The organism is Marinobacter sp. ELB17 (assembly GCF_000169375.1).
In the GTDB taxonomy this organism is placed as follows: domain Bacteria; phylum Pseudomonadota; class Gammaproteobacteria; order Pseudomonadales; family Oleiphilaceae; genus Marinobacter.
Genome location: NZ_AAXY01000014.1, coordinates 35,050 through 61,940 on the forward strand (window position 1 = coordinate 35,050; position 26,891 = coordinate 61,940).

General features: G+C 54.5%; 27 protein-coding genes and 1 pseudogene. 5 read left to right on the forward strand and 23 right to left on the reverse strand.

Annotated features, from left to right (window positions below):
* Positions 1 to 10 precede the first annotated feature (10 nt).
* From MELB17_RS14985 to MELB17_RS15015, 7 genes are read right to left on the reverse strand one after another with little or no spacing between them, the layout of a single operon-like run.
* Positions 11 to 1,837 (reverse strand): carbamoyltransferase, encoded by a 1,827-nt coding sequence (locus tag MELB17_RS14985; RefSeq protein ID WP_007351134.1) that lies wholly within the window; start codon positions 1,835 to 1,837, stop codon positions 11 to 13.
* Entirely contained in the window at positions 1,834 to 2,832 is a 999-nt protein-coding gene (locus MELB17_RS14990; protein ID WP_007351135.1) for a polysaccharide deacetylase family protein, read from the reverse strand. The genes MELB17_RS14985 and MELB17_RS14990 overlap by 4 nt, the downstream gene beginning before the upstream one ends.
* A gap of 39 nt (positions 2,833 to 2,871) precedes the next feature.
* Positions 2,872 to 4,221, reverse strand: coding sequence for a hypothetical protein (locus MELB17_RS14995; protein WP_007351136.1), 1,350 nt, complete (start codon positions 4,219 to 4,221; stop codon positions 2,872 to 2,874).
* Positions 4,222 to 4,224: 3 nt separating this feature from the next.
* The gene (locus tag MELB17_RS15000; RefSeq protein ID WP_007351137.1) at positions 4,225 to 5,100 is read right to left on the reverse strand and encodes a hypothetical protein; all 876 of its coding nucleotides are present in this window, start codon (positions 5,098 to 5,100) and stop codon (positions 4,225 to 4,227) included.
* Positions 5,100 to 6,671: an XrtA system polysaccharide chain length determinant gene (locus MELB17_RS15005; protein WP_007351138.1), complete on the reverse strand. Its 1,572-nt coding sequence runs from the start codon at positions 6,669 to 6,671 to the stop codon at positions 5,100 to 5,102. Before MELB17_RS15005 ends, MELB17_RS15000 begins: the two co-directional genes overlap by 1 nt.
* Complete coding sequence (locus tag MELB17_RS15010; protein ID WP_007351139.1) at positions 6,671 to 7,309, reverse strand: XrtA/PEP-CTERM system exopolysaccharide export protein; 639 nt, start codon at positions 7,307 to 7,309, stop codon at positions 6,671 to 6,673. Before MELB17_RS15010 ends, MELB17_RS15005 begins: the two co-directional genes overlap by 1 nt.
* Before the next feature lie 35 nt (positions 7,310 to 7,344).
* The gene (locus MELB17_RS15015; protein WP_007351140.1) at positions 7,345 to 8,754 is read right to left on the reverse strand and encodes a TIGR03013 family XrtA/PEP-CTERM system glycosyltransferase; all 1,410 of its coding nucleotides are present in this window, start codon (positions 8,752 to 8,754) and stop codon (positions 7,345 to 7,347) included.
* Between the two features lie 202 nt (positions 8,755 to 8,956).
* On the opposite strand from MELB17_RS15015, the gene MELB17_RS15020 reads away from it, so the two are divergent.
* Both MELB17_RS15020 and MELB17_RS15025 read left to right on the forward strand, forming a co-directional pair.
* Complete coding sequence (locus MELB17_RS15020) at positions 8,957 to 9,925, forward strand: XrtA system polysaccharide deacetylase (RefSeq protein WP_007351141.1); 969 nt, start codon at positions 8,957 to 8,959, stop codon at positions 9,923 to 9,925.
* An 18-nt stretch (positions 9,926 to 9,943) separates the two neighbouring features.
* Entirely contained in the window at positions 9,944 to 10,981 is a 1,038-nt protein-coding gene (locus tag MELB17_RS15025) for an ExeA family protein (protein WP_007351142.1), read from the forward strand.
* Between the two features lie 99 nt (positions 10,982 to 11,080).
* Here the strand turns inward: MELB17_RS15025 and MELB17_RS15030 are convergent, their stop codons facing one another.
* The 3 genes from MELB17_RS15030 to MELB17_RS15040 form a co-directional block, all read right to left on the reverse strand.
* Positions 11,081 to 11,500 (reverse strand): type II toxin-antitoxin system VapC family toxin, encoded by a 420-nt coding sequence (locus MELB17_RS15030; RefSeq protein ID WP_007351143.1) that lies wholly within the window; start codon positions 11,498 to 11,500, stop codon positions 11,081 to 11,083.
* Complete coding sequence (locus MELB17_RS15035; protein ID WP_007351144.1) at positions 11,500 to 11,754, reverse strand: type II toxin-antitoxin system Phd/YefM family antitoxin; 255 nt, start codon at positions 11,752 to 11,754, stop codon at positions 11,500 to 11,502. Before MELB17_RS15035 ends, MELB17_RS15030 begins: the two co-directional genes overlap by 1 nt.
* 206 nt (positions 11,755 to 11,960) lie before the next feature.
* On the reverse strand, positions 11,961 to 12,200 hold the full coding sequence (locus MELB17_RS15040) for a BrnA antitoxin family protein (protein WP_319795887.1): 240 nt from the start codon (positions 12,198 to 12,200) through the stop codon (positions 11,961 to 11,963).
* Positions 12,201 to 12,385: 185 nt separating this feature from the next.
* On the opposite strand from MELB17_RS15040, the gene MELB17_RS15045 reads away from it, so the two are divergent.
* The 3 genes from MELB17_RS15045 to vapB all read left to right on the forward strand — a co-directional run bounded on the left by MELB17_RS15045 (position 12,386) and on the right by vapB (position 13,331).
* Positions 12,386 to 12,622: a type II toxin-antitoxin system Phd/YefM family antitoxin gene (locus MELB17_RS15045; protein WP_007351146.1), complete on the forward strand. Its 237-nt coding sequence runs from the start codon at positions 12,386 to 12,388 to the stop codon at positions 12,620 to 12,622.
* Positions 12,619 to 13,020 carry a type II toxin-antitoxin system VapC family toxin gene (locus MELB17_RS15050; RefSeq protein WP_007351147.1) on the forward strand — a complete coding sequence of 134 codons (402 nt, stop codon included), beginning with the start codon at positions 12,619 to 12,621 and terminating at the stop codon, positions 13,018 to 13,020. Before MELB17_RS15045 ends, MELB17_RS15050 begins: the two co-directional genes overlap by 4 nt.
* Positions 13,021 to 13,112: 92 nt before the next feature.
* Positions 13,113 to 13,331 carry a type II toxin-antitoxin system VapB family antitoxin gene (gene vapB / locus MELB17_RS15055; RefSeq protein WP_007351148.1) on the forward strand — a complete coding sequence of 73 codons (219 nt, stop codon included), beginning with the start codon at positions 13,113 to 13,115 and terminating at the stop codon, positions 13,329 to 13,331.
* A 167-nt stretch (positions 13,332 to 13,498) separates the two neighbouring features.
* Here vapB and MELB17_RS15060 read toward each other — a convergent pair whose 3' ends face one another.
* The 13 genes and pseudogenes from MELB17_RS15060 to MELB17_RS15115 all read right to left on the reverse strand — a co-directional run bounded on the left by MELB17_RS15060 (position 13,499) and on the right by MELB17_RS15115 (position 26,820).
* On the reverse strand, positions 13,499 to 13,819 hold the full coding sequence (locus tag MELB17_RS15060; RefSeq protein WP_007351150.1) for a helix-turn-helix domain-containing protein: 321 nt from the start codon (positions 13,817 to 13,819) through the stop codon (positions 13,499 to 13,501).
* A gap of 55 nt (positions 13,820 to 13,874) precedes the next feature.
* Positions 13,875 to 14,027 (reverse strand): annotated as a pseudogene (locus tag MELB17_RS26185) (antibiotic biosynthesis monooxygenase); the annotation flags it as partial.
* A 104-nt stretch (positions 14,028 to 14,131) separates the two neighbouring features.
* On the reverse strand, positions 14,132 to 15,814 hold the full coding sequence (locus MELB17_RS15065) for an AMP-binding protein (protein ID WP_007351153.1): 1,683 nt from the start codon (positions 15,812 to 15,814) through the stop codon (positions 14,132 to 14,134).
* Positions 15,815 to 16,175: 361 nt separating this feature from the next.
* A complete protein-coding gene (locus MELB17_RS25710; RefSeq protein ID WP_227498927.1) occupies positions 16,176 to 16,457 on the reverse strand; it encodes a BrnA antitoxin family protein in 282 nt (93 codons plus the stop codon).
* Between the two features lie 123 nt (positions 16,458 to 16,580).
* Positions 16,581 to 16,880, reverse strand: coding sequence for a CopG family antitoxin (locus MELB17_RS15075; protein ID WP_007351155.1), 300 nt, complete (start codon positions 16,878 to 16,880; stop codon positions 16,581 to 16,583).
* 1 nt (position 16,881) lies between these two features.
* On the reverse strand, positions 16,882 to 17,154 hold the full coding sequence (locus MELB17_RS15080; protein ID WP_007351156.1) for a BrnT family toxin: 273 nt from the start codon (positions 17,152 to 17,154) through the stop codon (positions 16,882 to 16,884).
* A gap of 69 nt (positions 17,155 to 17,223) precedes the next feature.
* Positions 17,224 to 18,708: a 2-methylcitrate dehydratase gene (gene prpD, locus MELB17_RS15085; RefSeq protein WP_007351157.1), complete on the reverse strand. Its 1,485-nt coding sequence runs from the start codon at positions 18,706 to 18,708 to the stop codon at positions 17,224 to 17,226.
* 84 nt (positions 18,709 to 18,792) lie between these two features.
* Positions 18,793 to 19,617, reverse strand: a complete 825-nt coding sequence (locus tag MELB17_RS15090) for a PEP-CTERM sorting domain-containing protein (RefSeq protein ID WP_007351158.1) — start codon at positions 19,615 to 19,617, stop codon at positions 18,793 to 18,795.
* A 255-nt stretch (positions 19,618 to 19,872) separates the two neighbouring features.
* On the reverse strand, positions 19,873 to 21,063 hold the full coding sequence (gene prpF, locus MELB17_RS15095; protein ID WP_007351159.1) for a 2-methylaconitate cis-trans isomerase PrpF: 1,191 nt from the start codon (positions 21,061 to 21,063) through the stop codon (positions 19,873 to 19,875).
* Between the two features lie 8 nt (positions 21,064 to 21,071).
* Positions 21,072 to 23,684, reverse strand: coding sequence for a Fe/S-dependent 2-methylisocitrate dehydratase AcnD (acnD, locus tag MELB17_RS15100; RefSeq protein ID WP_007351160.1), 2,613 nt, complete (start codon positions 23,682 to 23,684; stop codon positions 21,072 to 21,074).
* Positions 23,685 to 23,933: 249 nt separating this feature from the next.
* On the reverse strand, positions 23,934 to 25,061 hold the full coding sequence (gene prpC, locus MELB17_RS15105) for a 2-methylcitrate synthase (protein WP_007351161.1): 1,128 nt from the start codon (positions 25,059 to 25,061) through the stop codon (positions 23,934 to 23,936).
* Positions 25,062 to 25,203: 142 nt separating this feature from the next.
* The gene (gene prpB / locus MELB17_RS15110; protein WP_007351162.1) at positions 25,204 to 26,094 is read right to left on the reverse strand and encodes a methylisocitrate lyase; all 891 of its coding nucleotides are present in this window, start codon (positions 26,092 to 26,094) and stop codon (positions 25,204 to 25,206) included.
* Between the two features lie 45 nt (positions 26,095 to 26,139).
* Positions 26,140 to 26,820 carry a GntR family transcriptional regulator gene (locus MELB17_RS15115; RefSeq protein ID WP_007351163.1) on the reverse strand — a complete coding sequence of 227 codons (681 nt, stop codon included), beginning with the start codon at positions 26,818 to 26,820 and terminating at the stop codon, positions 26,140 to 26,142.
* Between the last annotated feature and the right edge of the window lie 71 nt (positions 26,821 to 26,891).

The window sequence follows — 26,891 nt, forward strand, 5'->3', positions numbered from 1 at the left end:
CTGACACCACTTAATGCTGCGGATTCGGGTGTTTCACCAGGAATGGCCCGATGGCCAAATAATCCAGTGCTCCCTGCAGAAACGCACGAACGCCGTCTTCCGGCGAGCTTACGATGGGCTCTTCGTGCATGTTAAAGCTGGTGTTGATCAGGCTGGGGATGCCGCTGATTTTTTCATATTCTTTGAGAATGTCGTAGTAGCCCGGGTTCACGTGGCGCTGAATCAGCTGGGGCCTGGCGGTGTTGTCGACGTGCACGGCGGCCGGGCAGTTTTCTTTCATGAACTCGGTGCAGTCAAAAGTGATGGTCATGAATTCGGCGGCGTGTTCGGCGCCTTTGATGTTGTGATAGCACTTCTCGCGGGCCTCGTACAAGGTAACCGGTGCGAACGGCATGAATTCTGTGCGGCCCAGGCGCTTATTCAGCCATTGGTTCACTTCGGGCTCCCGGGCGTGGTACATGATGGTACGGTTGCCAAGGGCACGGGGGCCGTATTCCATGCGGCCGTCAAAACGGGCCACTACGTTGCCGTTGTGGATCAGTTCGGCCACGTCTTTCGCCAGGTGTTCTGGGCGCTGATACGTTAGACCTTCGGCTTTCAGCGCTGTTTCGATTTCGGATTCGGAGTAATCCGGCCCCATATAACTGTTATCAATGGATGGCTTTGCCCCGCCCGGCCAGCTGTGATACATCGCCGCGCCGGTGCCGCAGCCACCGTCGCCCATGTTGGGGTAGACGAAGATGTGGTTCACGCCTTCGATTTCAAAAATGCGCTGGTTCAACTTCACGTTGGCGGTAACGCCACCGGACAGCACAATGGTATCGATACCGGTTTTTTTGACCCAATGGCGGATGTAATCGGTGGCCACTTTTTCCAGAACGTACTGATAAGCCGCTGCCACGTCTATTTTTGGAAACTTGGACGCCAGGTAACGGGAGAAGAACACGTTATTGGCTTCATAAATACGGAAATCACCCGGCGTCTGCTGAATGCGGGACAGCAGTATGTCGCCTAGGATGGACGGATCGCCGTAGGAGGCCAAACCGACGATTTTGCCTTCGTGGCGGCTGGGCTTGAAACCCAGACTGGAGGTTACGTGTTCGTACAGGGTGCCCAAAGAATTCGGGAATGGCAGACCGTGCAAACGATGGATTTTGCCGTCGCGGCCTTCGCTGATGGAACCGGCCAGGCCGGTGCCGTAGCCATCCAGGGTAACGCACAGGGCACGATCAAAACCGCTGCACAGAAAGCTGTTAGCAGCGTGGGACAGGTGGTGGTCCATGCGTTTGATGGGGCCACTCCAGCCTACCGAGGCCAGGCCATCGGTCAGTTCTTTCTGCCAGTGCTGGAAGGACTCTTTTGCGTTTTCGCCCCACTGCCGCGAGGCTTTTAGCGCCATGGTGTTGGATGCTATTTTTGTGGCACCGGTCATGGAGTAATACGAGTTGTATAAAAAGCTCTTTTCCATCATGGCGTTGGGGTGGGTTAGCCCGTGAATGGCTTCGCTGCGGTCTGGTACGCGGCCGAGCGCTTCTCTGATTTGTGGGCCCAGGTCTGTGGGTTCAAACGACTTTATAAATTCTTTTTCGTCTTCCAAGTTTTTGGAAAACAGTTTCTGCTCGTTTTCTGCGGTCAGAAACGGATAGCACACCTGGTCAAAATCCGACATGGACAAGCCAGTGTAGGCAAGGGCTTTTTCCAGAGCCAGGCGCGGAAATCCGGATTGCTGTTTAACCCGGGTAAACCGTTCTTCGCCGGCGGCAAACAGGATGTTGCCGTCTTCAACGATGGATACCGTTGAGTCTTTGTCCAGGGGTGATATGCCAAGCACCTTCATGCCATTCTCTCCATAAGCGTTTGAATGCGGGCCGGTGATGACGCCTGGCCGCCTAATTCATTGAAGAAAAAATCAAAATACTGCCGAAAACTGTCCAGAAATAAGCGCAACTGCGCCTCGCTCTGAACGTAAGAGGTGTGCCCGGGCACAACGCTGGGGCTGTGAAAGCTCCAGGTAAAGGTGCGCACACCCTGTTTATACAGGGCACGGGTGAGTTTTATGTGTTCTGCCGGGGCGAAGCCCTCTGGTGACAGCATTAACCGGTCAACCGCGCCCAGGCGCGACAGAATGCCGGGGGCTCTGAATTTTTTCAGCGCCAGCGCAGATTCGTAGAGCGGAATGGCAAGAGCGTTGGCCCAGCCTATAAATCCGCCGCTGCAGGGGATTTCCAGGATACGTTCGCCGCTGTCGCCCCCAAACCAGAACGGGTGGGCGTTAAAACGCCGGTAATCCGGGCCGCCGTCTGCCCGGGAATCCAGAGGCGGACACACCGACAAATCGATATTGAAACCCAGTTCCTGAAGTATGCCGGTGGTGTTTGGCCCAAAGCCGTAACGCCCGGCTTTGTAGGTGGTGGGTTTGGTGCCGAAGTTGTCAGAGATGGTTTGCTGAAGAATTTTGAGCTTTTGGCGTTCCAGATCCGCCGGCAGGTTGCCCGGGTAGCTGTTGGTGAGGTTGACCACTTCGGTTTGCGGCGGGTTGACCCAGGGGTGTAAATGAGCGCCGATTTCGCACTGGCCGTCTGAGGCAAACTGCTTCAACAGCCCGTAACCGTGGGGTTGGCTGGCTACCGGGTAGTCGATGACGTAACACGGGCAAATGCCGTATTCGTTAAAAATACTCTGTACCCGGTCAATATGCGCCATGGCCGACACCTGGTTTGCCTGGGCGTTTGGCTCGGCGCTCCAGTCAAATTCTTCTTCGGTGTCGATCACTACGATTAATTGCGGTGGCAATTCGTAGGGCAGGTTGATGGCTTGGCGCTGTGAAAACATAGGTGCGTCCCTAAATTCCTGTGTCATAAAGCCTGCCGCCTAGCGCTGACCGCTTAACGCAAAACCGTGGGTTAGCTCTAACCGGATAACGTATTGATCACGGTCGTCGCTGGGCAGATCGCTGCGCAGGTAGGCCTGGTTAAACGCCACTGCGAATTCCGTGTTTTCTGCCAGTTGCCGTGACCAGCGGGTATCAAACCGGTGTATCTGATCAACAATGGTACCAGCCTGGTCTTCCGCATCGCCCTGCCAGCTGTAGCCAAAGCTGATGCGCTGCAGATCGGTTAATTGCACACCCAAGCTGACGCTGGAGCGGTACTCGTGGGTTTTGTCGCCGGTGTTCTGGGATTTCAGCAAGGCGGCTTCTGCGGCCAGGCTGAGCGTGCAGGCGTTGCACAATAGATCGGTGCTGTGTGATACGAGTATCGAGTCGCTAACCACTAGGTCTCGCAGCTCGACAGTTTCCGGTAAAAAATCAAATTCGGGCGGCAAATTCAGCGACAGGTCTGTGGTGCTGTCTGACAGCCTTCGGTTGTACTGAACCGAGGTGCGGTATTGGTCGGCTACCCAGCTGCGGTCTACGAACCCGGTTAATGCATCGCTGTCGCTTTCGCTATTGTCGGAAAACTCGGTTGTTGCCCAACTTTTACCGCCACCGATGCTGAACGAGCCGTTTTCCAGCTCGCGCCGGTACACCAGTTGGGCGCTGTCGATTGTTTGGTCAACGCTGTTCCCGTCAGACCAGCTACGGTTGGCATTGAGGCTGGCACTGGAGCGTTCGCTGAGCCTTCGGGTTAGCTCTGCGCCTGCCGTTAAGGAGTTTTCATCGCTCAAGTCACCGCCACCAAAGCTTTGGCCTGCCTGGCTAAACAGGCGCAAGGTAGACAGGCTGCCCGAATTAAAGCGCAAACCGGCCCCGGCGCTTAAGGTATTGCGGGTGTCATAACTGGAGGGGTTCACCACGAAACCGGTGTTGTTGCGCACCGAACTGACTGTGTGACCCAGGTTAAAATCTAAAGGCTGAGCCGGATCGAAATAGGCGTAGCGGGCCGCGCCTGAAATGGAGCTACGGTCTGTTTGGTCGCCAACGGAGGTGTCGCGCCTGGTTTCCAGGGTGCCACCGTATTGCAGCGCTAGCGAGTTTGCGCCGCTGGCCAAGGTGCCACCAAGCCGTCCAGACAGGCCAATACTGGGTTCCGTGCGGGTGTCTGTGCCGCCAGCAGTATCGGTTCGGGTGTGGGTGGCTGCCGTAAAGACGGAAGCGGAACCAGAAATGGATTGGAGTGCGCTGCCATCGGCCACCTGTGCCGCTAGTGGCAGTGGTAAACCGCATGCCGCAATGAGTGCCACCGACGAGCGGCCAAATCGTTTCCCTGCTCTGCGTTCCATGTGTTACTCCTGAAAAACCAGCCCGGCAAATTTGTCCGCTTCTAACAGACTAACCGCTTCTGCGATTTCGTCGCCTGTTACTTCGCCAAAGGGCACACCCATGACCACTTGATCGGCAAAGCGTTCGAGTATGCGTGCTTCGGTGTTGTCCCGGAACGCCGGAGCGTTGATAACGATGCAGCGGTCCGGATAACGATTTTTCAATTCGCCGATCAGCTCGCGCATGCGCACGGCTGAAAACAGCTCTACGGCCGATGACGCCTGGGTACCCGCCGGAATCACGCTTAAACGGGCAACGCCGCTGGCGTACAGTATGTCTCCTATTTTCAAAGAACGGTCGGCGACGAAGTCGGTCACACCGGCCCCCAGGGTTGCCGACACCAGGTTCTGCAGACTGTGGTTGTACGGATCGCAATCTACCAGCAACGCTGACGTGTGAGAGTCCAACGCAAAGGCCGCCGCCAGGTTGTAGGCGGTGGCGACGGAACTGCTGTCCTGCCCCAATGAACTGAACATAACCGCAAAATTGCCCTCGCCGTGGCGGCTACGCAGCTGAATTCGCAGTTCGCGGTAGGCGTCCATCACTTCTTTGTCTGGCATGCCTGGATAGATGATTTTCTTTTCCCGCAACTGCTCCCGGCTCCAGGGATTGGGGTTTCCGATCAGTTCCAGCGAAAAGGCAGAGTCATAAACCGTTGGCGGGCGCTCTGAATCGGCACCTTGTACCGCACCCAGCTGGCGCCTTGGTGCTTCTACGCCGGCAAAAGGCCGTTCTTTGCGAAAGTTGTCTTCAGAGCGTGCTTCGCCTTCTGAATGGGACGGGCCTTGGCGTTCTTTCTGATTTTTCAGCAACGCGTTGTAAAGTTTGTTGTCGTCCATTAGCTGCCCCCGAACCCGGTTAACTCGCGGGCTTTATTGATCAACTGTTCCGGGGTGACTCCCATTACGCTAAACAGCAATACGCTCAGATATACCGCCATGAACACGCCCAGAATAAACAGTATGGCCATGACATCCTTGCGTAACAGGCGGTCTTTCCAGGTGCTGCGGTAGTGGGGGATGCTGGTTAGTACCGGAAGGCCGGCAGGCAATGACAGCTGCAGGGCTCGCGGCGAGCGCAGGCGCTGATCAAACATTACCAGCATAACCAAAAGGCCTAACACCATGGTGCTACCCAAAAACGGGCCGGCCAAACCAACTTGGTAAAGCTGAAGGCCGTCCCAGGTGGTGGGGTAAGTCGCCGGTTCCTGAATTTTGTAGCTTACGCCCTCGCCCTGTACGTCCAGGGTCATCGATAGTCTTGCGCGCTCCCTGCGTTGCAGCATGTCTTCGTACACACCGCGGGTGACGTCGTAATCACGCGTTAGCTCAGAGAATTGGGCCTGATTTTCAGCTACGCGCTGAGAACGGTCAAAAGCTTCTTCTAACAGCCGCTCAAGAGACACCAAGCGGTTAGTTTGCACAGCTAAGCGAGTGGTGCCTTCCGAGAGCTGAATTTTCAGGTTCTCGTAGACCGGGTTTTCCATAACTTCGGTCACCCCGCCTTCGCGGGAGGACTCACTCTGGCCAGACACCTGGCGTTCCAGGTCGGCAATCTGTGCCTGGGTGCTGATTACGTCTGGATGGCGATCCTGATAGCGCAGCAGCAGCGAATCTAATTCCAGCCGCATCGAGGATAAACGGCGCTCCGCGGCGGACTTGCCGGGGTCTACGGTGATGCGGCGTACCGGTTGTTCTTCAGACAGCTGGGCGCGGGTTAAACGAACTTCGGCCTCGCTTTGCTGAAGTTCCAGCTTCAGGTTTTCAATTTCGCGGCGCAGGCTTTCGATGCGCGCCATGGCACTGCTTTCGTTGCCGTCTTGGTTGGCACTTTTAAATACTTTAAGCCGCTCCTCCGCTTCTTCCAGCTGTCGTTGGTAGGTTTTTACCTGGGAGTCGATAAATTCAAACGCACCCTGGCTTTCGGAGCGTTTTTTGCGCACGGAGCGCTCAACAAAGCGGCTTAGCGCTGCGCTGAGCACCTGAAATGAGGTGTCTGGACTACGGCTGGTGTAGGTCAAATCCAGAAAACTGCTGTTAGACACCCTCAGCCGAATCTGGTTGCGTAATTCGCTGATGATGCCGTTACGGGCCGCATCCGTTTCGCCGCCGGTGATTAATCCGGTGTCCAGAGCGACTTGCTCCAGAAACGAGCGGCTCTGAATCATCTCGCGGGCTTCATTAATTCGGTCAAGCTGGGTGACTTCAGCCTGGCCGCGCAGGAGTGGTCCAAGAATGTTGGACTGGTCGGCAAAGAGCACCGCGTGGGAGGTGTAGCTTTTGGGTGTAACGTACCCCATTGTTAAAACACCGGCTGTTACCAACATAAAGATAACAGCCGCCGCCAACCTGTGGCGATAAAGCTCAAGCTTTACCGCGCGCAGGGTGTCGATGATGAACTGTAGATCCATCAGAGCTCGCCTCGGAACAACTGTTTACGGGGTACGCTGATGACGTCACCGGCCTGCAAGGTGTGGTTGGTTTTCATGTCGCCTTCGGTGAGGATGGCGGCCAGATCCAGGCCGTAGCTTTTATATTCACCGTCTACCTGGCGGTGCAGAACAGCCCGGCCGTCGGCAGCAAAGTCTGTCACGCCACCGGCGATGAGTACCAAATCAAGCACGGTCATACCTGGCTGAAAGGCGACTGACTGTGGCGAGGCTACCTGGCCGGTAATGCGCAGGCGGTTGCGGAATTCTTTGCTGGCCGGCGAGGTGACCATTACCGTCACTTCGGGAGTGCGGATGAACTCAGCCAAGGCGGTGTCTACTTCACTGGCCAGTTCTTCAGGGCGTTTGCCTTCGGCTTTCACATCGCCCATCAGGGGCATAGAGATAAAGCCGTCCGGGCGAACCACGATGGTTTGGTTCAGTTCCGGGTTACGCCACACGTGTACTGCGATGGTGTCGCCCACACCGATTTCATAGGCTTCGACTTCCATTTCGGAAGACGGAGGCATTTGTGCGGAAGATGGCAGGCCGGAGCAACCCGCCAACACGAGTGTGAACAATGCCGTACATACTGCTGCAATCGCTTTAAACCTGCCCATAATTTTCTCCAGATCCCTGTTTTTTGTCGTTGCTGCTATCGCACGCCTTTGCCCAGAAGCACCACTTCCACTGTTTGAATCATGATGAGTATGTCCATCAGCAGGCTGTGATTTTTCGAGTAATAAAGGTCGTATTCCAGTTTGCCTTTGGCGTCTTCTACCGAGGCACCGTAAGGGTATTTAAGTTGGGCCCAGCCCATTAAGCCAGGCTTTACGTAATGCCGTGTGTCGTAAAGCGGTATTTTCTCTTTTAATTCAGAGACAAATTCCGGCCGTTCCGGGCGCGGCCCGACAAAACTCATTTCGCCTTTGATCACGTTGTAAATCTGCGGCAGCTCATCCAACCGGGTGTTGCGTATGAATCCACCAACACGGGTGATGCGATTGTCGTTCGCCGAAGCCCAGCGGGCCTTGCCGTCTTTTTCTGCATCCTGGCGCATGCTGCGAAATTTATAGATGCGAAATTCTTTGCCCAGCAGGCCGATTCTTTGCTGACTATAAAGCACCGGGCGGCCAGTCTCTAGGAATACTGCAATAGCGGTTAGTATAATAAAAGGCGACATGATGGCCAGCAACGCGAGGCTGAGCGCAAGATCGACAAAACGCTTGGCAAACGCACGGCTACGAGAGGCGCTAAAGCCGTCGGAAAACAGGATCCAGGACGGATGCACCATATCGAGTTTGGCTTTTTTCAGCTCGCGCTCGTAAAAATCCACCCCGCTGGTGACGGTGATGCCGCGCAGTTTGCACTCCATTAAGCCCGCCATTGGCAGGAAGCCACCCTGGGCCTGGCGCCGTTCTTGTGGGGCGATCACAATTTCAGACACTTTGTTGTGGCGGCAAAACTCATGGAAGTTGACGGGGGCTGGCAGTAACTGATCTTTTTTCACTGCGGCCTGGTCCGGGCTGTCTGCAATGCAGCCGATGATGCGAACGCCCATGGCGCGCATGTTCTGTTCGTACTCTTGCATTAAGTTAGCGGCAAACGGGCCTGCGCCAAACACGACTACCCGGCGCACCAGTTGTTCTGAATCTACCACTCTTAAAAAGACCAGCCGGCACAGAATGACAATTAACGAGGAAAGAGCAACGGCGTAAAATAGCGCGGAACTGCCCGGGTCTAGCGCTGGCACAAACAAATAGATAATGGTGAGCCCCAGGCCGCCTACGAAGCAGTAAGCCACCAGGGTACGGAAAAACAGGGACGCTGTGTTTTCATTGGCAAGGGATGAGTAGCCGCCCATAGACAGAGTGCCGGCGCTGAGCATAAGCGAGAAAACCAGCGCGGCTAAGGTGCCAGACGCCAGTTCAGGCGGTAGAGAAATGACCAGATGAACGCCAGACGCGAGCAGGCGGTATACAAAAAACAGCAGGCAGAATTCCAACACGCCAAGCAACAGATACGGAATGTGCAGAAACTGTTTCCGAAAACGAATATAGGACACACCAAACTTCCTTGCCGCCTGCCAACTGTTTAATCGAAAAATCGACGCTGTGATCTGGTCAATTTTAAGCCATTTGTATCTCTGTGTAACAAGCATTTACTGCTTTATAACTGTGGAGAAGATATTACGGGTAAGGCGATTGTTTTTGAACCTGCAGTAGGTGAGAATTAAAAAATTACTTGCAATAAGGATGCCCGTGCCCATGTCAGACCGGCATAATAGTGAATCCAACGCACCTACTGCCGCATCCGGCGACATAAAAAACGATGCGGAAACCCTACACGCCATGAGTATTGATGTGGAAGACTACTTTCACGTGGCCGCTTTGGCAAAGGTGATTCGCCCGGACCAGTGGGGCAGCCTGCCCAGCCGTGTAGAGCAAAATACCGAGCGCCTGTTGGCACTGTTCGAACGTAATGACGTGAAATCCACCTTCTTTGTGCTGGGTTGGGTGGCCGAGAAATACCCGCAGTTAGTGCGCAAAATTGCCGCTGGGGGTCACGAAGTAGCGTCCCACGGCTACAGCCACCAGCTGATTTACAACCAGACGCCAGAGGTGTTTCGCGAGGAAACCCAGCGTTCAAAAGTCCTGCTGGAAGATATTATTGGGGCTGAAGTGAGCGGTTATCGCGCTGCCAGCTATTCGATTACCCACAAATCTTTGTGGGCGCTGGATATTCTGGCGGAATGCGGATTTACCTGGGATTCCAGTATTTTCCCGGTGCGCCATGATAATTACGGCATTCCGGGCTCGCCCCGTGCGCCCTATACCATCGAAACGGAAAAAGGCCATTTGCTGCGGGAATTCCCACTGACGACGGCCAAAATCGGAGGGCTGTCTATACCGGCTGCGGGCGGGGGCTATTTTCGCCAGTTCCCCTACCCTGTTTTCCGCTATTTGTTCAATAACGCCTCTGGCGGTGGCAGCCGGCCGCAGATGTTTTACCTGCACCCCTGGGAGATAGACCCAGACCAGCCGCGCTATAACAACGCCAGCTGGTTTTCCCGCTTCCGCCATTACACCAACCTGGATAAGTGCGAGCACCGCCTACAAAGGCTGATGCAAGACTTCCGCTTTGGTACAGTGTCGCAAAGCTACGATGCGTATAAGCCCGAGAGCACTGAGTTCAGCACACGGCTGACCACGCAACAGATGGTCGGGCTTACCTGACCCAGACAGGAACTGCCCATGTATTTAGATTTTTTCGGCCTGCACAGACACCCGTTCCGGATTACCCCGGAAGACGACTTTATTTATATGAGCCAGCAGCACTCGCGGGCTTATGTGTACATGTCGTCGGCTATCTGGAGTTCAGAAGGCTTTGTGGTGATCAGCGGGGAAATTGGCTCTGGTAAAACCACACTGCTGAAAAAAACCATCCGCAATATGAATGCGGATTTAAAGCTGTTGAACGTGGCCTACACCAACCTGGAATCCAAAGACCTGTTCAGCCTGATTCTGCGCAAAGCGGGATTAAAGGCCGAAGACGACAGCAAGGTGGGCATGCTGTTTCAGATTACAGAATATCTGGAAAAGATGGCTGCCGAAGGCACACCGGTGGTGCTGACCATTGATGAGGCCCAAAATCTGACCCGGGAAAATCTGGAAGACGTGCGCATGCTGGCCGGTATGGAAAGTATGGGCGGGCCTTCCATGCGGGTGATTTTGCTGGGACAGCCTGAACTTAAAAAGGCGGTGACCTCTATTCCCCAGCTGTCGCAACGGGTGAAGTTGTTTTTCCATCTCGAAGGGCTAACGCCAAAGGAAACGGCCGAGTACATTGATTACCGTTTGCTGGTGTCTGGTCACGGTGGTAACAAGCTGTTTGATAAAGACACTGTTCAGGAAATTCACGAGCTGGCCCGTGGCATTCCGCGGCTGATTAACAAGCTGTGCGACGGCATGATGATGTGCGCCTACGCCGAAGACAGGCCGTTTATAGACCCCCACGATTTAAAGAACATCCGCAAGGATTTGCTGGGCGAAGACGACGTGCCCAAGGTGAAAACTCCGGAGACTGCAAGCCACAAAGCAGACCCCGTGCCGACTCTGGGCATGTCACAAGCACCGGAAGGCTTCGGTGATATGGCAAAAACCCTGCAACGTATTGCCAGTGCTCTTGAGAGCATTGATGAGCGTTTGGCGCAGATGTCGTCAGAAGGGACCTCCCCAAAAAAAGAACCCGCTGACAATGTGAAGTCACTTACGCCCTTCTGGAAGAAGTAGTTGGTTCAGCGGAAGCACATCCGGACCTGCTTACTAATTCGAATGCTGACCTCGACGTTCACCAGAAAGCGGTAGATTCATCGAATTTTTTGTCGATCATTAGATTTCCCACGGGTTGATGATTGTCACGCCGGATGACTGGAAATCAATCACGTTTCGCGTTACTAAGGTCATGCCGTGAACAAGTGCGGTTGCTGCAATCAGGCTATCCATTGCTGGGCGTGGGTCGGGCACATGGAGCGCCGCGCAACGCTGCGCAACGGCTGCGTCAACTGGCAGGATGCGGCCGGCGAAGGCAGGCAACACATGGCTCTCGAACCAAGACCGGAAGATAGCGCCTTGTGGTGGATCGCGCCGCTCGACCAACAACACGCCCATTTCCAGCTCTTGAACGGTGATGGCCGACAAGTAAAGGTCTACGGCATCCACACTATCAGCCCACCGCGCTACATTTTTATCAGCTCGGCCAAGGCGAATTTTTCGCAATTCAGAAGCTACATTGGTATCAAGAAGAAACATCAGGAAAAATCCGCAGGCCGTGCAAGATCACGCGAGCGCGGAATCTCAAAATCAACATCAGCAATGCCAGGCATTGCCAGCAAGTCGGCAATCTTCTTGTGACTGCCTGTAATGCTCTGATAGAGCTCGATACTCATAAGAACATGCGCTGGGCGGCCCCGGTCTGTGATGAACACCGGTCCATTATTTGCAGCCCGCTTTGCCTCGCTCGCTCCTTGATTGAACTCGCGGCTTGTTAAGGTGGTGATGGTCATGGTTGCACCTCTAATGCGTCATTTTGTAGTTAAGTTACTACATCACAAAAGCAGGGGCAATAACTTCGTGGAAAGGAGTAGCCAGCTAAGCGATCCCGAAGTCTACCCCTCTCAAAATTTTAGGCTACCTGAACACGCAGCCATTCACCGCTGACGAGAGAATCCGGGCGTACGCGCGTATTCAGTCCATTTGGTAACATTTACTATTATTGCCAATGCATCTTGAGATCCCTGTGCGAAGCTGCGCAGTCTCTAAGGTACAAGTTGATCAGGCTCTGATAGGGAATTCCCTGGCGCTCAGACATTTGCTTGAAATAAGCTACCGTATCCTCATCAAGCCGGATTGTTACCTGCTTCTTAAGTTTAGAGGCATAGGGATTGGGCTTGGAGTCAGAAAAGTCGTAGTGATCACGCATGGCGGAACCTCTCATTTTGTAGCGTCCCATTGAAAGCTAAAATGGATCATAACTACATTGTACTTACGACGTAGTTATCTTGCCAGTACTACCTACAAGAATGCTACTTCCACTCGGTCATAACTAGAATCGGTGTGACTGTTTGTGTTGGTCACTGTCCTGCTATATAGTAATGACCATCGGCAATGACTACTCACGGTGAAGGTGGTGTAAAAATGAACCAAGGGCATGTAACAAAATCCGAATTCAAGGCCCGAGCCCTTGAATATTTTCGCAAGGTAGAAGCGTCTGGTGAGCCTGTTGTAATAACGGATCGCGGCCGGCCAACGATCGAGATCCGACGCTATCGCAGCGATCAGCGTTCGCCTCTTGAGCGTCTGCGCGGAAGCGTTGTGGAGTTTCGCGATCCAACGGCGTCAGTGGGTGAGGAAGACTGGGAGGCGCTGGCTTGATTGTTGTTGATACGCACACTTTGATTTGGTGGGTAAACGGTGACAACCAGCTTTCACTCAACGCAAAAGCAGCCATTGACCACGAGCAGCAATGTGAAGACGGAGTCATCCTGGTTTCAGCGATCTCTGCTTGGGAGATCGCATTACTTGTCAGTCGGGATCGCCTGACTCTGGGAATGAACCTCGATGACTGGCTTGAGACTGTTGGCGACATTGATGGGGTAAGGTTCGTGCCCGTCGACACTGCCGTAGGTGTCGAATCGACACGTTTGCCTGGGGATTTCCATAAAGATCCAGCCGACAGAATGATTGTCGCGCTGGCCCGGCATTTTAATGTGCCGCTGGTGACCGCTGACGAGAGAATCCGAGCGTACAAGCACGTTCGGTCCGTTTGGTGATACTTGCGTATGCCCCGGATTTCACAGATACGCCATTGACGTTTCCCTGCTCACTACTTAAGTTGGGATATACATCGCGAGGCAGGCAACAAATGGAACGTGCAAGCATTTTCAAAAGTAACAAAAGCCAGACGCTACGGCTGCCAAAGCCGGTAGCCTACCCTAATGACGTCAAACAAGTGGACATTGTGATCATCGGGCGTGCCCGCATTGTAACGCCCGCCGGAGAGACATGGGCTAGCTGGTTTGGCGGCGAAGTGGTTTCCGAGGACTTTATGACAAGCCGCGAAGAACCCGGCAATTGCGAGTAAAACTCAAAAAAATTGGTGGTCGTCACCCATAACACAAAACAGTTCGAGAACGTGCCCGGGCCGAATGTTATTCAACTGATCCTCAAGGGCTTCTTCCGCAATTTCGGTGTCATAGGCTATCTGAACCCGCAACCATTCACCGCTGACGAAAGAATCCAGGCGTGGTGTTAGGCTGCAACTACAGATACACGCCCTGGTTTTGCTGTATGACGATCAGCGCTGATGACGATTTGTACGTCTCGGCCCAGGCGGGTGAGACAGTCCAGCATTTTTGTTTCACTGATGCCGCGAAACTTGCCATTCAGCAGATTGGAAAGCTTTGGCTGGCTCAGATCCAGAATCTTACAGGCATCTGTCTGTGTCCATTGATTGGCGCTAATAATGTTGCGAATTTGTGCTGCCAGTTGCGCTTTTACCAGCATTTCATCTGCATTAGTAAAGCCCAGGTCCGCATAGACGTTGGTGCTTTCTTCTTCAACTGTGGTCATTTTCCACCTCCCTCTGCGTGTTCTTTTGCCGCTTTCAGGCGGTCATTGATAACGTTTATATCGGGTTTCGGTGTGGCAATGCCTTCCATTCCGGATCTTCAAACTCACCAAGGGGCCGAATTTCACAAAAAGGCGCCGCACTGCGGATAATCTCTGCCACGTCGGGATTGTGTTGTGACTCCATCGCATCCCGGCTGGCTTTGCTATCCTTTGATACCCTATACAAGAAAATGGCAGCCTTATTGGCGTGGGTACTGGACGTATTCTTGTTTGGAGCTTAGTCAGAGAGCTGATTGATTCTGTTCTTTTTTGTCAGTCCTTCAACTCGGGAAAATCTGTTTCGGTATAGGCATACTCGCCCTGTTCGCTGCTGGCAGCGTGGGTACGTAGTTCAACACGACGAATCTTGCCGGAGATGGTTTTGGGCAACTCGGCAAATTCTATCTGTCGAATCCGCATGTACGGCGCCATGCGCTCGCGAATGAAAGCAAACAGGGCCTTTGCCGCCTCCGGGCCAGGCTCGTAGTCGCGGCGTAGCACGATATAGGCCTTGGGTACGCTCAGTCGCATTTCATCGGGTGCCGGCACAACTGCGGCCTCGGCCACGGATTCGTGCTCGATGAGAATAGATTCCAACTCAAATGGGCTAACGCGGTAATCCGAGCTCTTGAACACGTCGTCCGCGCGGCCGACGTACCAGTAATAGCCATCGTCGTCGCGACTGGCCACGTCGCCAGTGCGGTAAAAACCGTCGTGCAGCGCCTTGGCCATGCGTTCGGGATCGTCGCGGTATTCCTGCATCAGTCCGAGCGGACGCTGATTACGCACATCGATGGCGATCTCGCCTTCGGTGACTTCCTTATCGAGCGGATCGAGCAATGTGATCTTGTAGCCAGGCAAGGGCCGGCCCATCGAGCCGGACTTCATTTTCTGTGCCGGCGGATTGCCGATCTGTGCCGTGGTTTCAGTCTGGCCGTAGCCGTCGCGGATTGTGAGGCCCCAGATTTTTTCTACGCGTGAGATCACTTCCGGATTAAGCGGTTCGCCCGCGCCGACCAGGCTCTTGAGCTTCACATCATAAGCCGCCAGGTCCTCTTGGATAAGCATGCGCCATACCGTGGGCGGCGCGCACAGGGAGGTTACGCCCTTGTCGGCAATCACTTTTAGCGTGGCGGGCGCGTCGAAGCGCGGCTGGCGGTAGATGAACACCGTGCAACCGGCATCCCAGGGCGCGAACAGGTTGGACCAGGCATGCTTGGCCCAGCCGGGCGAACTGATATTGAAATGGATATCATCGGGCTGCAAACCGAGCCAGTACATGGTCGACAGCGAACCGACCGGGTAGCTTTGATGCGTATGCAGCACAAGCTTCGGCAGGGAGGTGGTGCCCGACGTGAAATACAACAGCATCGGATCGGTGGCGAGGGTTACGCCCTCCGGCTCGAAAGTCTTCTCGTAGTCATAGGCATCTTCGTAATTAATCCACTGCTCGCAAGGCTCACCTGCGACGATGCGGGTCAGCCCCTCTGCCACGCCTTCAAATTTGGGAACATGCTCATTGGTGGTGAGCACATGAGTGACAGCACCACGCCCAAGCCGGTCGCCGAGATCCATCTTCGATAGCAACGTGCTGGCTGGAATAACGAGGGCACCCAGCTTGATCGCGGCCAGCATGGTTTCCCAGAGTTCAATGACATTATCGAGCATGATCAGCAGGGTATCGCCCCGCCTGAGCCCTTGGTCGCGCAGAAAATTCGCTACCTGGTTGGAGTTCTGTCGCATCTGTTCGAAGCTGTAGCGGTACTCGCTGCCGTCGGCATCCACCAGCCAGAGCGCGATCTTCTCATTGTCTCTGGCGTAATCATCGAACCAGTCGAGCGCCCAATTGAACTCGTTCAGCTCGGGCCATTTGAAGGTCTCGTAGGCGCGGTCATAGTCTTCGCGCAGGTCCAGCAGTTGCTGACGAGCCGCCTTGAATGCGTCTGCCGATTGCATCGCTTTCTCCTTGTTTCACAGTCGGCGGTCCGGGATCGGCCGCTATAGTTGTTATATTGTGGCTCGCCGCTCAGTCTCGCAAAAAGCTCTAGTCTATAGGTCCATAAAACAAAAGTTTAGCTGAGCATCTGACCAACTGCCACGTATCAACTGACGTCCATGGATAGATATGGTTATGCACGAGAGACCAACCCACATCAACTTCCTTCAGAAGTCCATATCCGACTCCTAATGGCAGTCAATAATCTCAACGTCTTCCGCGCCGGCTTTAGCCCAGCGGCGCACTTTTGGCCACATATTCCCGGCGATCAGCACTCAAGTCTGATTTAAATTCTCCAGACTCATACGCTTTCAGGAGCTCTTACTCTTCTAAATCGAATTTGGTTTTGGCCATACGCCCCCTCAAAATTTTAGGCTGTCTGAACTCGCAGCCATTCACCACTGACGAGAGAATCCGGGCGTACAAGCACGTTCGGTCCGTTTGGTAGCGATAGGGGATTCCCTGGCGCTCAGACATTTGCTTGAAATAATCTATCGTATCTTCATCAAGCCGGATTGTTACCTGCTTCTTGAGTTTCGAGGCATAGGGATTGGGCTTGGAGTCAGAAAAGTCGTAGTGATCACGCATGGCGGAACTTCTCATATATCTTTCTTTCGCGCTTCTCGGCCTTCCTTGCTGAAATGATGCGAATGCAATCTGTGTCTCTCAACGCCGGTGGCCTGTCGCCGAATTGGAAAAGTAGATGATTGTCACTGTCAATTCACTTTATGCAGAGTTCCCTGACTTGTTAGCAGAGATGTCTTTGAGGCCGCCAGAGACATACTTGTGCAGGACACTGGACACCAGAGACTGATAGGGAAGCCCCTCCTCAAGCGCCCGACGCTGAAGTGCTTCCAGGTCTCGACTTGAAATTCGGATATTGATCCGCTTGTCTTTCTTGAATGTTTCTTCCGCTGCCTTGGCCACATACTCCCGACGATCCGCACTCAAGTCTGATTCAAATTCCCCAGAGTCATACGCCTCCAGGAGCTCTTGCTCTTCTAAATCCAATTTGGTGTTGGCCATACTACCCCCTCAAAAATTTCTTGGTGGCCTTGCGGCTGGGAATAATCGTTTTGAGAAAAAACTCATAGTCATTCTCAACGTAGGGTACCAGCCAGGCGTAATCATCAATCCGAACCACGAAAACTCGCTGATTCGGATACTTCTCCCTGTTGGGATGAGGCCCATCATCAAGCAAACCATCCGACTGAAGAGCAAACAAGGCGTCCTCAAAGGAAACGCCCCTCTCGCTCATCAACTGCTGATTTTTGTCCGCATTCCAGCTAAATGGCTTCATAAAAAGAGTCTATCAGAGTGTGTGCCTATTGGCATCCTGGTGTGCCAGCGTAGATATTGATTGAGTATTTCAAATCACAAACAAGCCTGTAAATTCATGAACCGCCATGCATTCCAGCTCTGCCTGGCTTTGTAACGCCTGGGAGATTCGCTGGCATTGGCCTGCGGGGAAGCGGGTTGCGAGGTTTTGCTGGAACTTCTGTTTAAGCAGCGGAATCGCGGCTTCGCGACGGCGACGATGGCCTATTGGATACTCGACGACCACGTTTTCTGTGCTTGAACCGTCTTTGAAGAAAATCTGCACTGCGTTGGCAATGGAGCGCTTGCTTGGGTCCAGATAATCCGCTGTGTAAGCTTCGTTTTCGACCACTTCCATTTTGCCTCGCAGCTGATCAATCATTGGGTGGGCACTGTGAAAGCTGTCTTCGTAGTGCTCGGCTGTGAGGTCGCCAAATATCAGGGGCACGGCTGTCATGTATTGCAGGCAGTGGTCGCGGTCTGCGGCGTTGGCGAGGCTGCCCACTTTAGAAATAATGCGAATAGCGGATTCGTGGGTGATCAGTACTATTTTATCGATATCTTGCAGGCGGTCTTTCACTTGCGGGTGAAGTGTAACGGCGGCTTCCGCGGCGGTTTGGGCGTGGAATTCTGCAGGGAAAGACACTTTGAACAGGATGTTTTCCATCACGTAGGAGCCAAATGCCTGTGGTAAAGAAAGCTGACACTTGTCCGCAGGTTTGATTTTCTGGTCTTTGTTGGTTTTGCTGAACAGCACGTCGTTAAAGCCCCACTGGGGCGCTGTGAGTGCGCCAGGTATGCCCATTTCGCCGCGCATGGCGATATCCGCAAGGCGAACGGCCCTGGAGGTGGCGTCGCCAGCAGCCCAGGATTTACGGGAACCGGCATTGGGGGCATGGCGGTAGGTGCGGAGGGATTGGCCGTCTACCCAGGCGTGTGACAGCGCTGACAGCAACTGGTCGCGGTTGGCGCCCATCAGCCGAGCCACCACAGCGGTAGACGCCACTTTGACCAGCAGAACGTGGTCTAGCCCTACCCTGTTGAAGGAGTTTTCCAGCGCCAGTACGCCCTGGATTTCGTGGGCCATGATCATGGCTTCCAGCACGGCTTTCATGGCGATCGGGGATTTGCCTTCGGCCACGCGCTTTTGCGATAGGTGGTCGGCTACTGCCAGTATGCCGCCCAGGTTGTCCGACGGATGGCCCCATTCAGCCGCCAGCCAGGTGTCGTTGTAATCCAGCCAGCGAATAATGCAGCCAATGTCCCACGCGGCTTTGACTGGGTCCATACGGAACGATGTGCCGGGTACGCGCGCGCCGTTGGGTACGATGGTGCCTTCTACCAACGGGCCTAAATGCTTGGTGCATTCCGGAAATTTTAAGGCCAGCAGGCCGCAGCCCAGGGTGTCCATCAAGCAATGGCGGGCAGTGGTCCACGCCTCGTCACTTTTAATTTGGTGGTTGAGGACGTAGTCGGCGATGGTTTGCAGGATGTCGTCGTAATCTGGGCGTTCGTTGAGATCGAATGTTGCGGACATAATACCGGCTCCTTCAATTTGGATATCTGCTGCCTACAGCCTAGCAAACTTAACGCCCAAACACCGAAAGGAGCCGGTCACTATTTACTTATTCGGTTGCTGCCTGAAACGGCGCCGGGAGGCCAGACCCGCCAGGCCGAGCGACAGCAGGGCTAACGTGCCCGGCTCCGGAACCGGAATGACAATCACCCCGCCTTCCTGCTCGAACCCCGCATATGAGACAGCCGACTGCGAGTAGTTGTAAAACCCGAACTGGCCCGACGTGAACGTTGAGTCAACAATCGTAGTATTCCAGAGCTCGGTCAAGCCCTGTTTGACGATAATATTGAAGCTGTTTGCCGTGTTATTGAAGTCAAGAAAGAAGTTATAGGCCGTCGAACTGAGCCATCCCTTGTCGGACCCATGATTCTGGGCAAGGATCGTCATGTCTGAGGTATCTGTTGTGTTCTCCCAGAACTGGCCAAGGGAAAGGTCATTGAGGGCATTTCCCGTGGCACCCTCGTATTTCTTGACCGTCATTCCCTCATTCGCGCTCGCTCCTGAATAGCTTTGAGCGCCCTTTTTCCAATCAAACATGTAAAAATTGCTGGAGTTCTGGTAGCCAAATACAAACCCCATGAAGTCATCATCGGAGGTTGTGTTGACTTGCCAGCTTCCCTGTATTGTGTATTGCGTTTGGTTAAGATTGTTCAGAAAGAACGACGGATCGGCATTGACTGTCTGCACAACAGATGTGTTGTCTGCAGACCGAACCCAGTTACCTGCTGGCTGACCGCCTGTATAATCGACTGTTAGCGCCGTCCAACTGGCCAAATCTACAGGTACAGTTGCGGCAGACGCACCAAACCCAACTGCACTGAACACTGTCGCAACAGCGGTTGCACTCACCCGCCTGAATAACGATTTCATGGCATCACTCCCTTTTTAAGAACGGGATCTACAATTACTGCCAGTATCTGAATTGTACGTATCCCAAGATCGCTTCAGAAAAACAAGCAATAATGATGCCTTAAGTTCTCGCTAACCGTTTTTCGTTTTATGGTCAGCGAGTTAGATATGATGACCCTTTACAGGTGATGCTTGGCTGGGGCTGACCTGTAAAATTATTCGACAACATGAGGTCGCCCCTGGGGCAACCCTGAGTCAATAAAAGTCGCTGCAGCGTTAAAAGCTATCGCCGGGTATGCGTACCCAACCTTCCATCAAAATGCGCGCGCTGCGGCTCATGATGGCCTTTTTGGCTGTCCACTGGCCGTTTACTTCTTTGGCTTCTGCGCCCACCTGCAAGGTGCCAGACGGATGGCCAAAGGTGACCGAGGTACGGTCACTGCCGCCAGCCGCCAGGTTTACCAGCGTTCCGGGAATAGCGGCTGCCGTTGCTATAGCGACGGCCGCTGTACCCATCATGGCATGGTGCAGTTTGCCCATAGACAAGGCTCTAACAACCAGGTCTATGTCGTTGATTGTAATCGCTTTACCGCTTGAAGCGCTGTAGTCCGCAGGCGGCGCAACAAACGCTACTTTTGGTGTGTGCTGGCGCGCGGCAGCTTCTTCGATGTTCTGAATTAGCCCCATTTTCACCGCACCGCAGGCGCGAATGGTTTCAAACATCGCCAGCGCTTCGGGGTTGCCATTAATCGCATCCTGCAGTTCGGTGCCGTTGTAGCCCACCGCGTCTGCATTAATAAAAACCGTGGGAATACCGGCGTTGATCATGGTTGCTTTCAGAGTTCCAACGCCTGGTACGTCCAGGTCGTCCACCAGGTTGCCGGTGGGGAACATGGCGCCTTCGCCGTCGGCCGGATCCATGAATTCCACTTGTACTTCGGCCGCTGGAAAGGTCACGCCATCCAGCTCGAAATCACCGGTTTCCTGCACTTCGCCGTTGGTGACCGGTACTTTGGCTATAATGGTTTTGCGTATGTTAGCCTGCCAGATGCGGACGGTGACTATTTCTGTCACCGCGCCGTTGTCTGGTATGCGCTCTTTGTCCACATAACCGCTGCTAATGGCAAAGGCGCCGACTGCTGCGGTGAGGTTGCCGCAGTTGCCGCTCCAGTCCACAAAGGGTTTGTCTATGCTGACCTGGCCGAACAGATAATCCACATCGTGGTCTGGCTGGGTGCTTTTGCACAGGATAACGGTTTTGCTGGTGCTAGAGGTGGCGCCACCCATACCGTCGGTCTGCTTAACGTAGGGATCGGGGCTGCCGATCACCCGCAGCAGCAGGTTATCCCGGGCCGGGCCCGGGGTTTGTGCGCGCTCGGGCAGGTCTTCCAAACGGAAGAACACGCCTTTGCTGGTGCCGCCGCGCATATAGGTCGCGGGAATTTTTACTTGTGGTGCCTGGCTCATAAGACCGCTCATACGACCGCCCCTTCTGCCTCTAGGAAATCCTGAGCGAAGCGCTGCAGCACGCCGCCAGCTTCGTACACAGACACTTCGTCTGCGGTATCCAGGCGGCAAGTAACAGACACGTTCAGGGTTTCGCCGTTGGTACGGTGAATAACCAAAGTCATGGTGGACCGCGGGCTCATATCGCCTTCTACGTCGTAGGTTTCTGTGCCGTCTAGCTTCAGAGTCAGGCGGGTGGTGCCCGGCTTGAATTCCAGTGGCAGTACGCCCATTCCGACCAGGTTGGTACGGTGGATACGTTCAAAGCCTTCGGCGGCGATGGCTTCTACGCCCGCTAATCGCACGCCTTTGGCAGCCCAGTCGCGGGAGGAACCTTGGCCATAGTCGGCGCCGGCCACGATGATCAGCGGCTGCTTGCGTTCCATGTAGGTTTCAATGGCTTCCCACATGCGCAGGTTTTTGCCTTCCGGCTCCACACGGGCCATAGAGCCCTGAATAATGTCGCCCTTGTCGTCACGAACCATTTCGTTCATCAGTTTCGGGTTGGCAAAGGTGGCACGCTGGGCGGTCAGATGGTCGCCGCGATGGGTTGCGTAGGAGTTGAAGTCTTCCTCTGGCAGGCCCATTTTGTGCAGGTATTCACCAGCAGCACTGTCCATCATGATGGCGTTAGACGGCGACAGGTGATCGGTAGTGATGTTATCCGGCAGAATCGCCAGTGGGCGCATGCCTTTCATGGTGCGCTCAGCTGCCAGTGCGCCTTCCCAGTAGGGCGGGCGGCGAATGTAGGTGCTCTTCGGGCGCCAGTCGTAAAGGGGGCTTTCGGCTTCTTCGAACGCGCCCAGATCAAACATCGGGATGTACACCTGTTTGAACTGTTCGGGCTTAACGCTGGATTTTACGATGGCGTCGATTTCTTCATCGCTTGGCCAGATGTCTTTCAGGGTAACCGGATTGCCGTCTTTGTCTTTGGCCAGTACGTCTTTTTCGATGTCAAAACGCACGGTACCGGCGATGGCGTAAGCCACAACCAAAGGCGGCGAGGCCAGGAACGCCTGTTTGGCGTAGGGGTGAATTCGGCCATCGAAGTTACGGTTACCCGACAGTACCGCGGTGGAGTAAAGATCGCGGTCGATAATTTCTTTCTGGATTTTCGGATCCAGAGCGCCAGACATGCCGTTGCAGGTGGTGCAGGCGTAGCCGACGATACCAAAGCCCAGCTTTTCCATTTCTTTAAGTAGGCCGGCTTCTTCCAGGTACAGGCGGGCGACTTTGGAGCCCGGTGCAAAGGAAGATTTCACCCAGGGCTTGCGCACCAGGCCCAGCTCATTGGCTTTTTTCGCAATCAGGCCAGCAGCAACCACGTTGCGGGGGTTTGAGGTGTTGGTGCAGGAGGTAATCGCGGCGATGATCACCGCGCCGTCTGGCATTTTGCCTTCGGCTTCTTCCGCCAAGGCCCTTTCCAGATTACCGGCAATGCCCTGGGCGTGCAGATCGCTGGTCGCTACGCGGCGATGAGGGCTAGACGGGCCAGCCACGTTGCGCACAACGGTGGACAAGTCAAATTTCAGCACCCGCTCGTATTCCGCTTCGACCAGCGCGTCGGCCCACAAGCCAGTGTGCTTGGCGTAGGTTTCTACCAATGCGATCTGTTCTGGCTCGCGACCGGTCAGCCTCAAATAATCGATGGTTTGCTGGTCGATGTAGAACATGCCGGCAGAGGCACCGAATTCCGGGGTCATGTTGGATATGGTAGCACGGTCGCCGATGGTCAGGCTTTCGGCGCCTTCGCCAAAGAATTCCAGGTAGGCGGATACAACGCGCTCTTTACGCAGGAACTCGGTAATGGCCAGCACGATGTCGGTCGCGGTAATGCCCGGCTGGCGTTTGCCAGTGAGCTTCACACCGATGATATCCGGCAGGCGCATCATGGACGGGCGGCCGAGCATGACGGTTTCTGCTTCCAAGCCGCCGACGCCAATGGCGATAACGCCCAGGCAGTCGATGTGCGGGGTGTGGCTGTCGGTGCCAACGCAGGTGTCCGGGAAGGCGACGCCGTCACGGGACTGGATCACCGGAGACATTTTCTCCAGGTTGATCTGGTGCATGATGCCGTTGCCGGCGGGAATCACGTCGACATTCTTAAAGGCAGTTTTGGTCCACTCGATAAAGTGGAAACGGTCGTCGTTACGGCGATCTTCAATGCTGCGGTTCTTTTCGAACGCGTCTGGGTCAAAACCCGCGGCTTCTACCGCCAGGGAATGGTCCACAATCAGCTGTGTGGGTACTACCGGGTTCACTTTTGATGGCTCACCGCCTTTTTTAGCGATGGCATCGCGCAGACCCGCCAGGTCAACCAGAGCGGTGGTACCCAGGATGTCGTGGGTGACCACGCGGGCCGGGTACCAGGGGAAGTCCAGGTCTTGCTTGCGTTCGATAAACTGCTTTAGTGATTCGGTGAGCATGTCGGGTTCGCCACGGCGAATCAGTTGCTCAGCTAAAACGCGGGAGGTGTACGGCAGTTTGGCGTAGGCGCCAGGCTGTATGTCTTCGATTGCCTGGCGAGTGTCGAAATAGTCCAGGTCGGTGCCTGGTAGGTTTTTGCGGTAGTGGGTATTCATATTTTTGGCTCTCTACGCAATAGGGGACGGATTTGAAATCCGTCCCCGCTCTGGCGTTGGGCAATGTGGTCAGGGACAGAATTTAATTCTGTCCCTGCTTTGGCGGTAATAGGGGACAGATTTGAAATCTGTCCCCGGTCGAGGTTGGGTAATGGGGGACAGATATGAAGTCCGTCCCCGGTCGAGGTTGGGCAATGGGGGACGGATTTCAAATCCGTCCCCGTCGGCAATCCGTCCCCGGTCTGGGCGTTAGCGCTTTTCGATCGGCAGCCATTCAGCGTAATCAGGGCCGGTGTATTCAGCGCTTGGGCGGATGATGCGGTTGTTGGCGCGCTGCTCTTTAACGTGCGCAGTCCAGCCGGACACCCGTGACATCACAAAAATAGGCGTGAACAGTCCAGTAGGAATGCCCATGAAGTGGTAAGTAGAGGCGTGGAAGAAGTCGGCGTTGCAGAACAGTTTCTTCTCGCGCCACATCACTTCTTCACAGCGCACAGATACCGGGTAAAGCACGGTATCGCTCACTTCTTTCGACAGTTTTTCGGCCCATTTTTTGATGATTACGTTGCGAGGGTCGGAAATACTGTAAACCGCGTGGCCGAAGCCCATGATTTTTTCTTTGCGCTGTAGCATGCCCATCAGGCCTTCTTCGGCTTCTTCCGGGGTCTTGAATTTCTGGATCAGTTCCATTGCTGCTTCGTTTGCGCCGCCGTGTAGCGGGCCACGCAGGGTTCCGATAGCGCCGGTTACGCAGCTGTGGATGTCAGACAAGGTTGAAGCACAAACGCGGGCAGCGAAGGTAGACGCGTTGAATTCGTGCTCGGCGTACAGAATCAGGGAAACGTTCATCACCCGTTCGTGCAGCTCGCTCGGCTTTTTGCCGTGCAGCAGTTCCAGGAAGTGGCCGCCGATGGAATCGGAACTGCTGTTGGTATCGATGCGCACGCCTTTATGAACAAAGCTGTACCAGTAGTTGATGATGCCCGGAAACGCGGCCAGCAGACGGTCGATTTTGTCGTCTTGCTCGCTGAAGTGTTCCTCGGTTTCCAGGTTGCCCAGCATGGAGCAGCCGGTGCGCATCACGTCCATCGGGTGAGCATCTTTCGGGATGCTTTCAAGCACGGTTTTCAGTGCGTCGGGCAAAGTGCGCAGGCTTTTCAGCTTGGCTTTGTAGGCGTCCAGTTCCTGCTGGTTTGGCAGTTTGCCTTGCAGCAGCAGGTAGGCCACTTCTTCGAACTGGGCGTTGTCTGCCAGGTCGCTAATGTCGTAGCCGCAATAAGTGAGGCCGGTTCCGGTTAGGCCGACGGTGCAGAGTGCGGTTTCACCGGCCACTTGTCCACGCAGTCCTGCGCCACTTAATTTTTTTGCTTCAGCCATGGGTGCTTTTCCTTAAAACCGGGGACAGACCTTAGGTCTGTCCCCTATTGTCAGGTCGGGGACGGATTTGAAATCCGTCCCCTACTTGGTTGTTTGACACCGGGGACAGACCTTAGGTCTGTCCCCTATACCGTCCCCTATCTCAGCCTTTGGTCTGCTGGAAGAGCTGGTCAAGCTTCTGTTCGAAATCGTGGTAGTTCAGGTAATCATAAAGCTCCATACGGGTTTGCATCAGATCGACGACATCTTTCTGGTCGCCCTTCTCCAGAATGTTCTGGTAAACCGTTACGGCGGCTTTGTTCATGGCGCGGAAGGCGCTCAGCGGGTAAAGCACCATGCTGGCACCGGCATCACCCAGCTCTTTGCGGTTGTACAGCGGCGTAGCGCCAAATTCGGTGATGTTGGCCAGCAGCGGCACATCGCCCAAGGCTGCAGAGAAGGCTTTGTAGTGTTCCAGCTCGTTTACGGCTTCAGCGAAGATGCCGTCGGCACCGGCTTCTATATAAGCTTTTGCGCGATCAATAGCGGCGTCCAGGCCTTCTTTTTGGAACGAATCGGTACGGGCCATAATGAAGAAGTCTTTGTCGGCGCGAGCGTCAACAGCCGCTTTGATGCGGTCTACCATTTCTTCTTTGGAGACAATTTCTTTGTTCGGGCGATGACCGCAACGTTTCTGGGCAACCTGGTCTTCAAGGTGAACGGCGGCTGCACCGGCTTTTTCCATTTGCTGAATGGTGCGGGCAATGTTGAATGCGCCACCCCAACCGGTGTCTATGTCTACCAGCAGCGGAATATCCGTGGCGGCGGTGATGCGGCGCACGTCTTCTACTACGTCGTTCAGGCTGGTCATGCCCAGATCTGGCAGGCCGTAGGAGGCGTTTGCAACACCACCACCAGACAGGTAAATAGCCTGGTGCCCTACCCGCTCGGCCATCATGGCCGCGTAGGCGTTGATGGTGCCAACAATCTGCAGGGGCTTGTTGTCGTTCAGGGCTTTACGAAAACGGGCGCCCGGGGAAAGTTTGCTGGACATGATGGTGCCTCCTTTGGATAAAGATGACGATGGTTTGCTGATTAGTTAGATAGTCAGTTCGCCGTCGCGGATTTTTTGTTCAATGTTTTTTCGTGCTGCGTGAATATGGCGTTTCATCAGAAATTCCGCCAGCTCACCATCTCGGCTGGCAATGGCATCGACAATATTGCGATGCTCGCCCAGCGCCATGTGCGGGCGCCCGGACGAGGTGCTTAAACGGTAGCGGTACATGCGCACCATGTAATACAAGTCGCCCAGCAGCATTTGGGTCAGCTTGGTGTTGCGGCTGCCAGTGGCGATGCGGTGATGAAAATCGTAGTCGCCCTCGGCCTGATAGTAAGCCTGGCCCTGGGCTTGTTCGATCATGGTTTCGTGGGTGTCGAGGGTAGCGCGCAAGGCGGCAATTTCGGCGTCTGTCATGCGTTCCGCGGCCTGTCGTGCGGCCAGGCCTTCCATGAGTTCGCGTATCCGATAGAGCTCTATTAACTCGTCTGCGCTCACGGAGACCACTTTCACCCCGGCGTGGGGGCGGCGTATCAGCAAGCCTCGGGATTCCAGGCGGCCCAACGCTTCTCGCAGCGGCCCGCGGGTTAAATGAAAGCGGGAACAGAGCTCAACTTCACCAATTTTTTCGCCCGGGATCAGGTCGCCTTTCACAATCGCCGTTTGCAGACAATCGAAGGCTTCATCAACGCGAGTATAGGCTTGTGGGACGAGTTCTAACATACTTTGTTAACAATCCTATGAATAGTGTTGCGAAATTACGCACCATCACACGGATTGTCAACAATCCTTCA

Bases quoted from the DNA above. Each gene is read 5' to 3' on its own strand.
- MELB17_RS14985 (WP_007351134.1), bottom strand. From the start codon at position 1,837: ATGAAGGTGCTTGGCATATCACCCCTGGACAAAGACTCAACGGTATCC.
- MELB17_RS14990 (WP_007351135.1), bottom strand. From the start codon at position 2,832: ATGTTTTCACAGCGCCAAGCCATCAACCTGCCCTACGAATTGCCACCG.
- MELB17_RS14995 (WP_007351136.1), bottom strand. From the start codon at position 4,221: ATGGAACGCAGAGCAGGGAAACGATTTGGCCGCTCGTCGGTGGCACTC.
- MELB17_RS15000 (WP_007351137.1), bottom strand. From the start codon at position 5,100: ATGGACGACAACAAACTTTACAACGCGTTGCTGAAAAATCAGAAAGAA.
- MELB17_RS15005 (WP_007351138.1), bottom strand. From the start codon at position 6,671: ATGGATCTACAGTTCATCATCGACACCCTGCGCGCGGTAAAGCTTGAG.
- MELB17_RS15010 (WP_007351139.1), bottom strand. From the start codon at position 7,309: ATGGGCAGGTTTAAAGCGATTGCAGCAGTATGTACGGCATTGTTCACA.
- MELB17_RS15020 (WP_007351141.1), top strand. From the start codon at position 8,957: ATGTCAGACCGGCATAATAGTGAATCCAACGCACCTACTGCCGCATCC.
- MELB17_RS15025 (WP_007351142.1), top strand. From the start codon at position 9,944: ATGTATTTAGATTTTTTCGGCCTGCACAGACACCCGTTCCGGATTACC.
- MELB17_RS15030 (WP_007351143.1), bottom strand. From the start codon at position 11,500: ATGTTTCTTCTTGATACCAATGTAGCTTCTGAATTGCGAAAAATTCGC.
- MELB17_RS15035 (WP_007351144.1), bottom strand. From the start codon at position 11,754: ATGACCATCACCACCTTAACAAGCCGCGAGTTCAATCAAGGAGCGAGC.
- MELB17_RS15040 (WP_319795887.1), bottom strand. From the start codon at position 12,200: ATGGGACGCTACAAAATGAGAGGTTCCGCCATGCGTGATCACTACGAC.
- MELB17_RS15045 (WP_007351146.1), top strand. From the start codon at position 12,386: ATGAACCAAGGGCATGTAACAAAATCCGAATTCAAGGCCCGAGCCCTT.
- vapB (WP_007351148.1), top strand. From the start codon at position 13,113: ATGGAACGTGCAAGCATTTTCAAAAGTAACAAAAGCCAGACGCTACGG.
- MELB17_RS15060 (WP_007351150.1), bottom strand. From the start codon at position 13,819: ATGACCACAGTTGAAGAAGAAAGCACCAACGTCTATGCGGACCTGGGC.
- MELB17_RS15065 (WP_007351153.1), bottom strand. From the start codon at position 15,814: ATGCAATCGGCAGACGCATTCAAGGCGGCTCGTCAGCAACTGCTGGAC.
- MELB17_RS25710 (WP_227498927.1), bottom strand. From the start codon at position 16,457: ATGAGAAGTTCCGCCATGCGTGATCACTACGACTTTTCTGACTCCAAG.
- MELB17_RS15075 (WP_007351155.1), bottom strand. From the start codon at position 16,880: ATGGCCAACACCAAATTGGATTTAGAAGAGCAAGAGCTCCTGGAGGCG.
- MELB17_RS15080 (WP_007351156.1), bottom strand. From the start codon at position 17,154: ATGAAGCCATTTAGCTGGAATGCGGACAAAAATCAGCAGTTGATGAGC.
- prpD (WP_007351157.1), bottom strand. From the start codon at position 18,708: ATGTCCGCAACATTCGATCTCAACGAACGCCCAGATTACGACGACATC.
- MELB17_RS15090 (WP_007351158.1), bottom strand. From the start codon at position 19,617: ATGAAATCGTTATTCAGGCGGGTGAGTGCAACCGCTGTTGCGACAGTG.
- prpF (WP_007351159.1), bottom strand. From the start codon at position 21,063: ATGAGCCAGGCACCACAAGTAAAAATTCCCGCGACCTATATGCGCGGC.
- acnD (WP_007351160.1), bottom strand. From the start codon at position 23,684: ATGAATACCCACTACCGCAAAAACCTACCAGGCACCGACCTGGACTAT.
- prpC (WP_007351161.1), bottom strand. From the start codon at position 25,061: ATGGCTGAAGCAAAAAAATTAAGTGGCGCAGGACTGCGTGGACAAGTG.
- prpB (WP_007351162.1), bottom strand. From the start codon at position 26,094: ATGTCCAGCAAACTTTCCCCGGGCGCCCGTTTTCGTAAAGCCCTGAAC.
- MELB17_RS15115 (WP_007351163.1), bottom strand. From the start codon at position 26,820: ATGTTAGAACTCGTCCCACAAGCCTATACTCGCGTTGATGAAGCCTTC.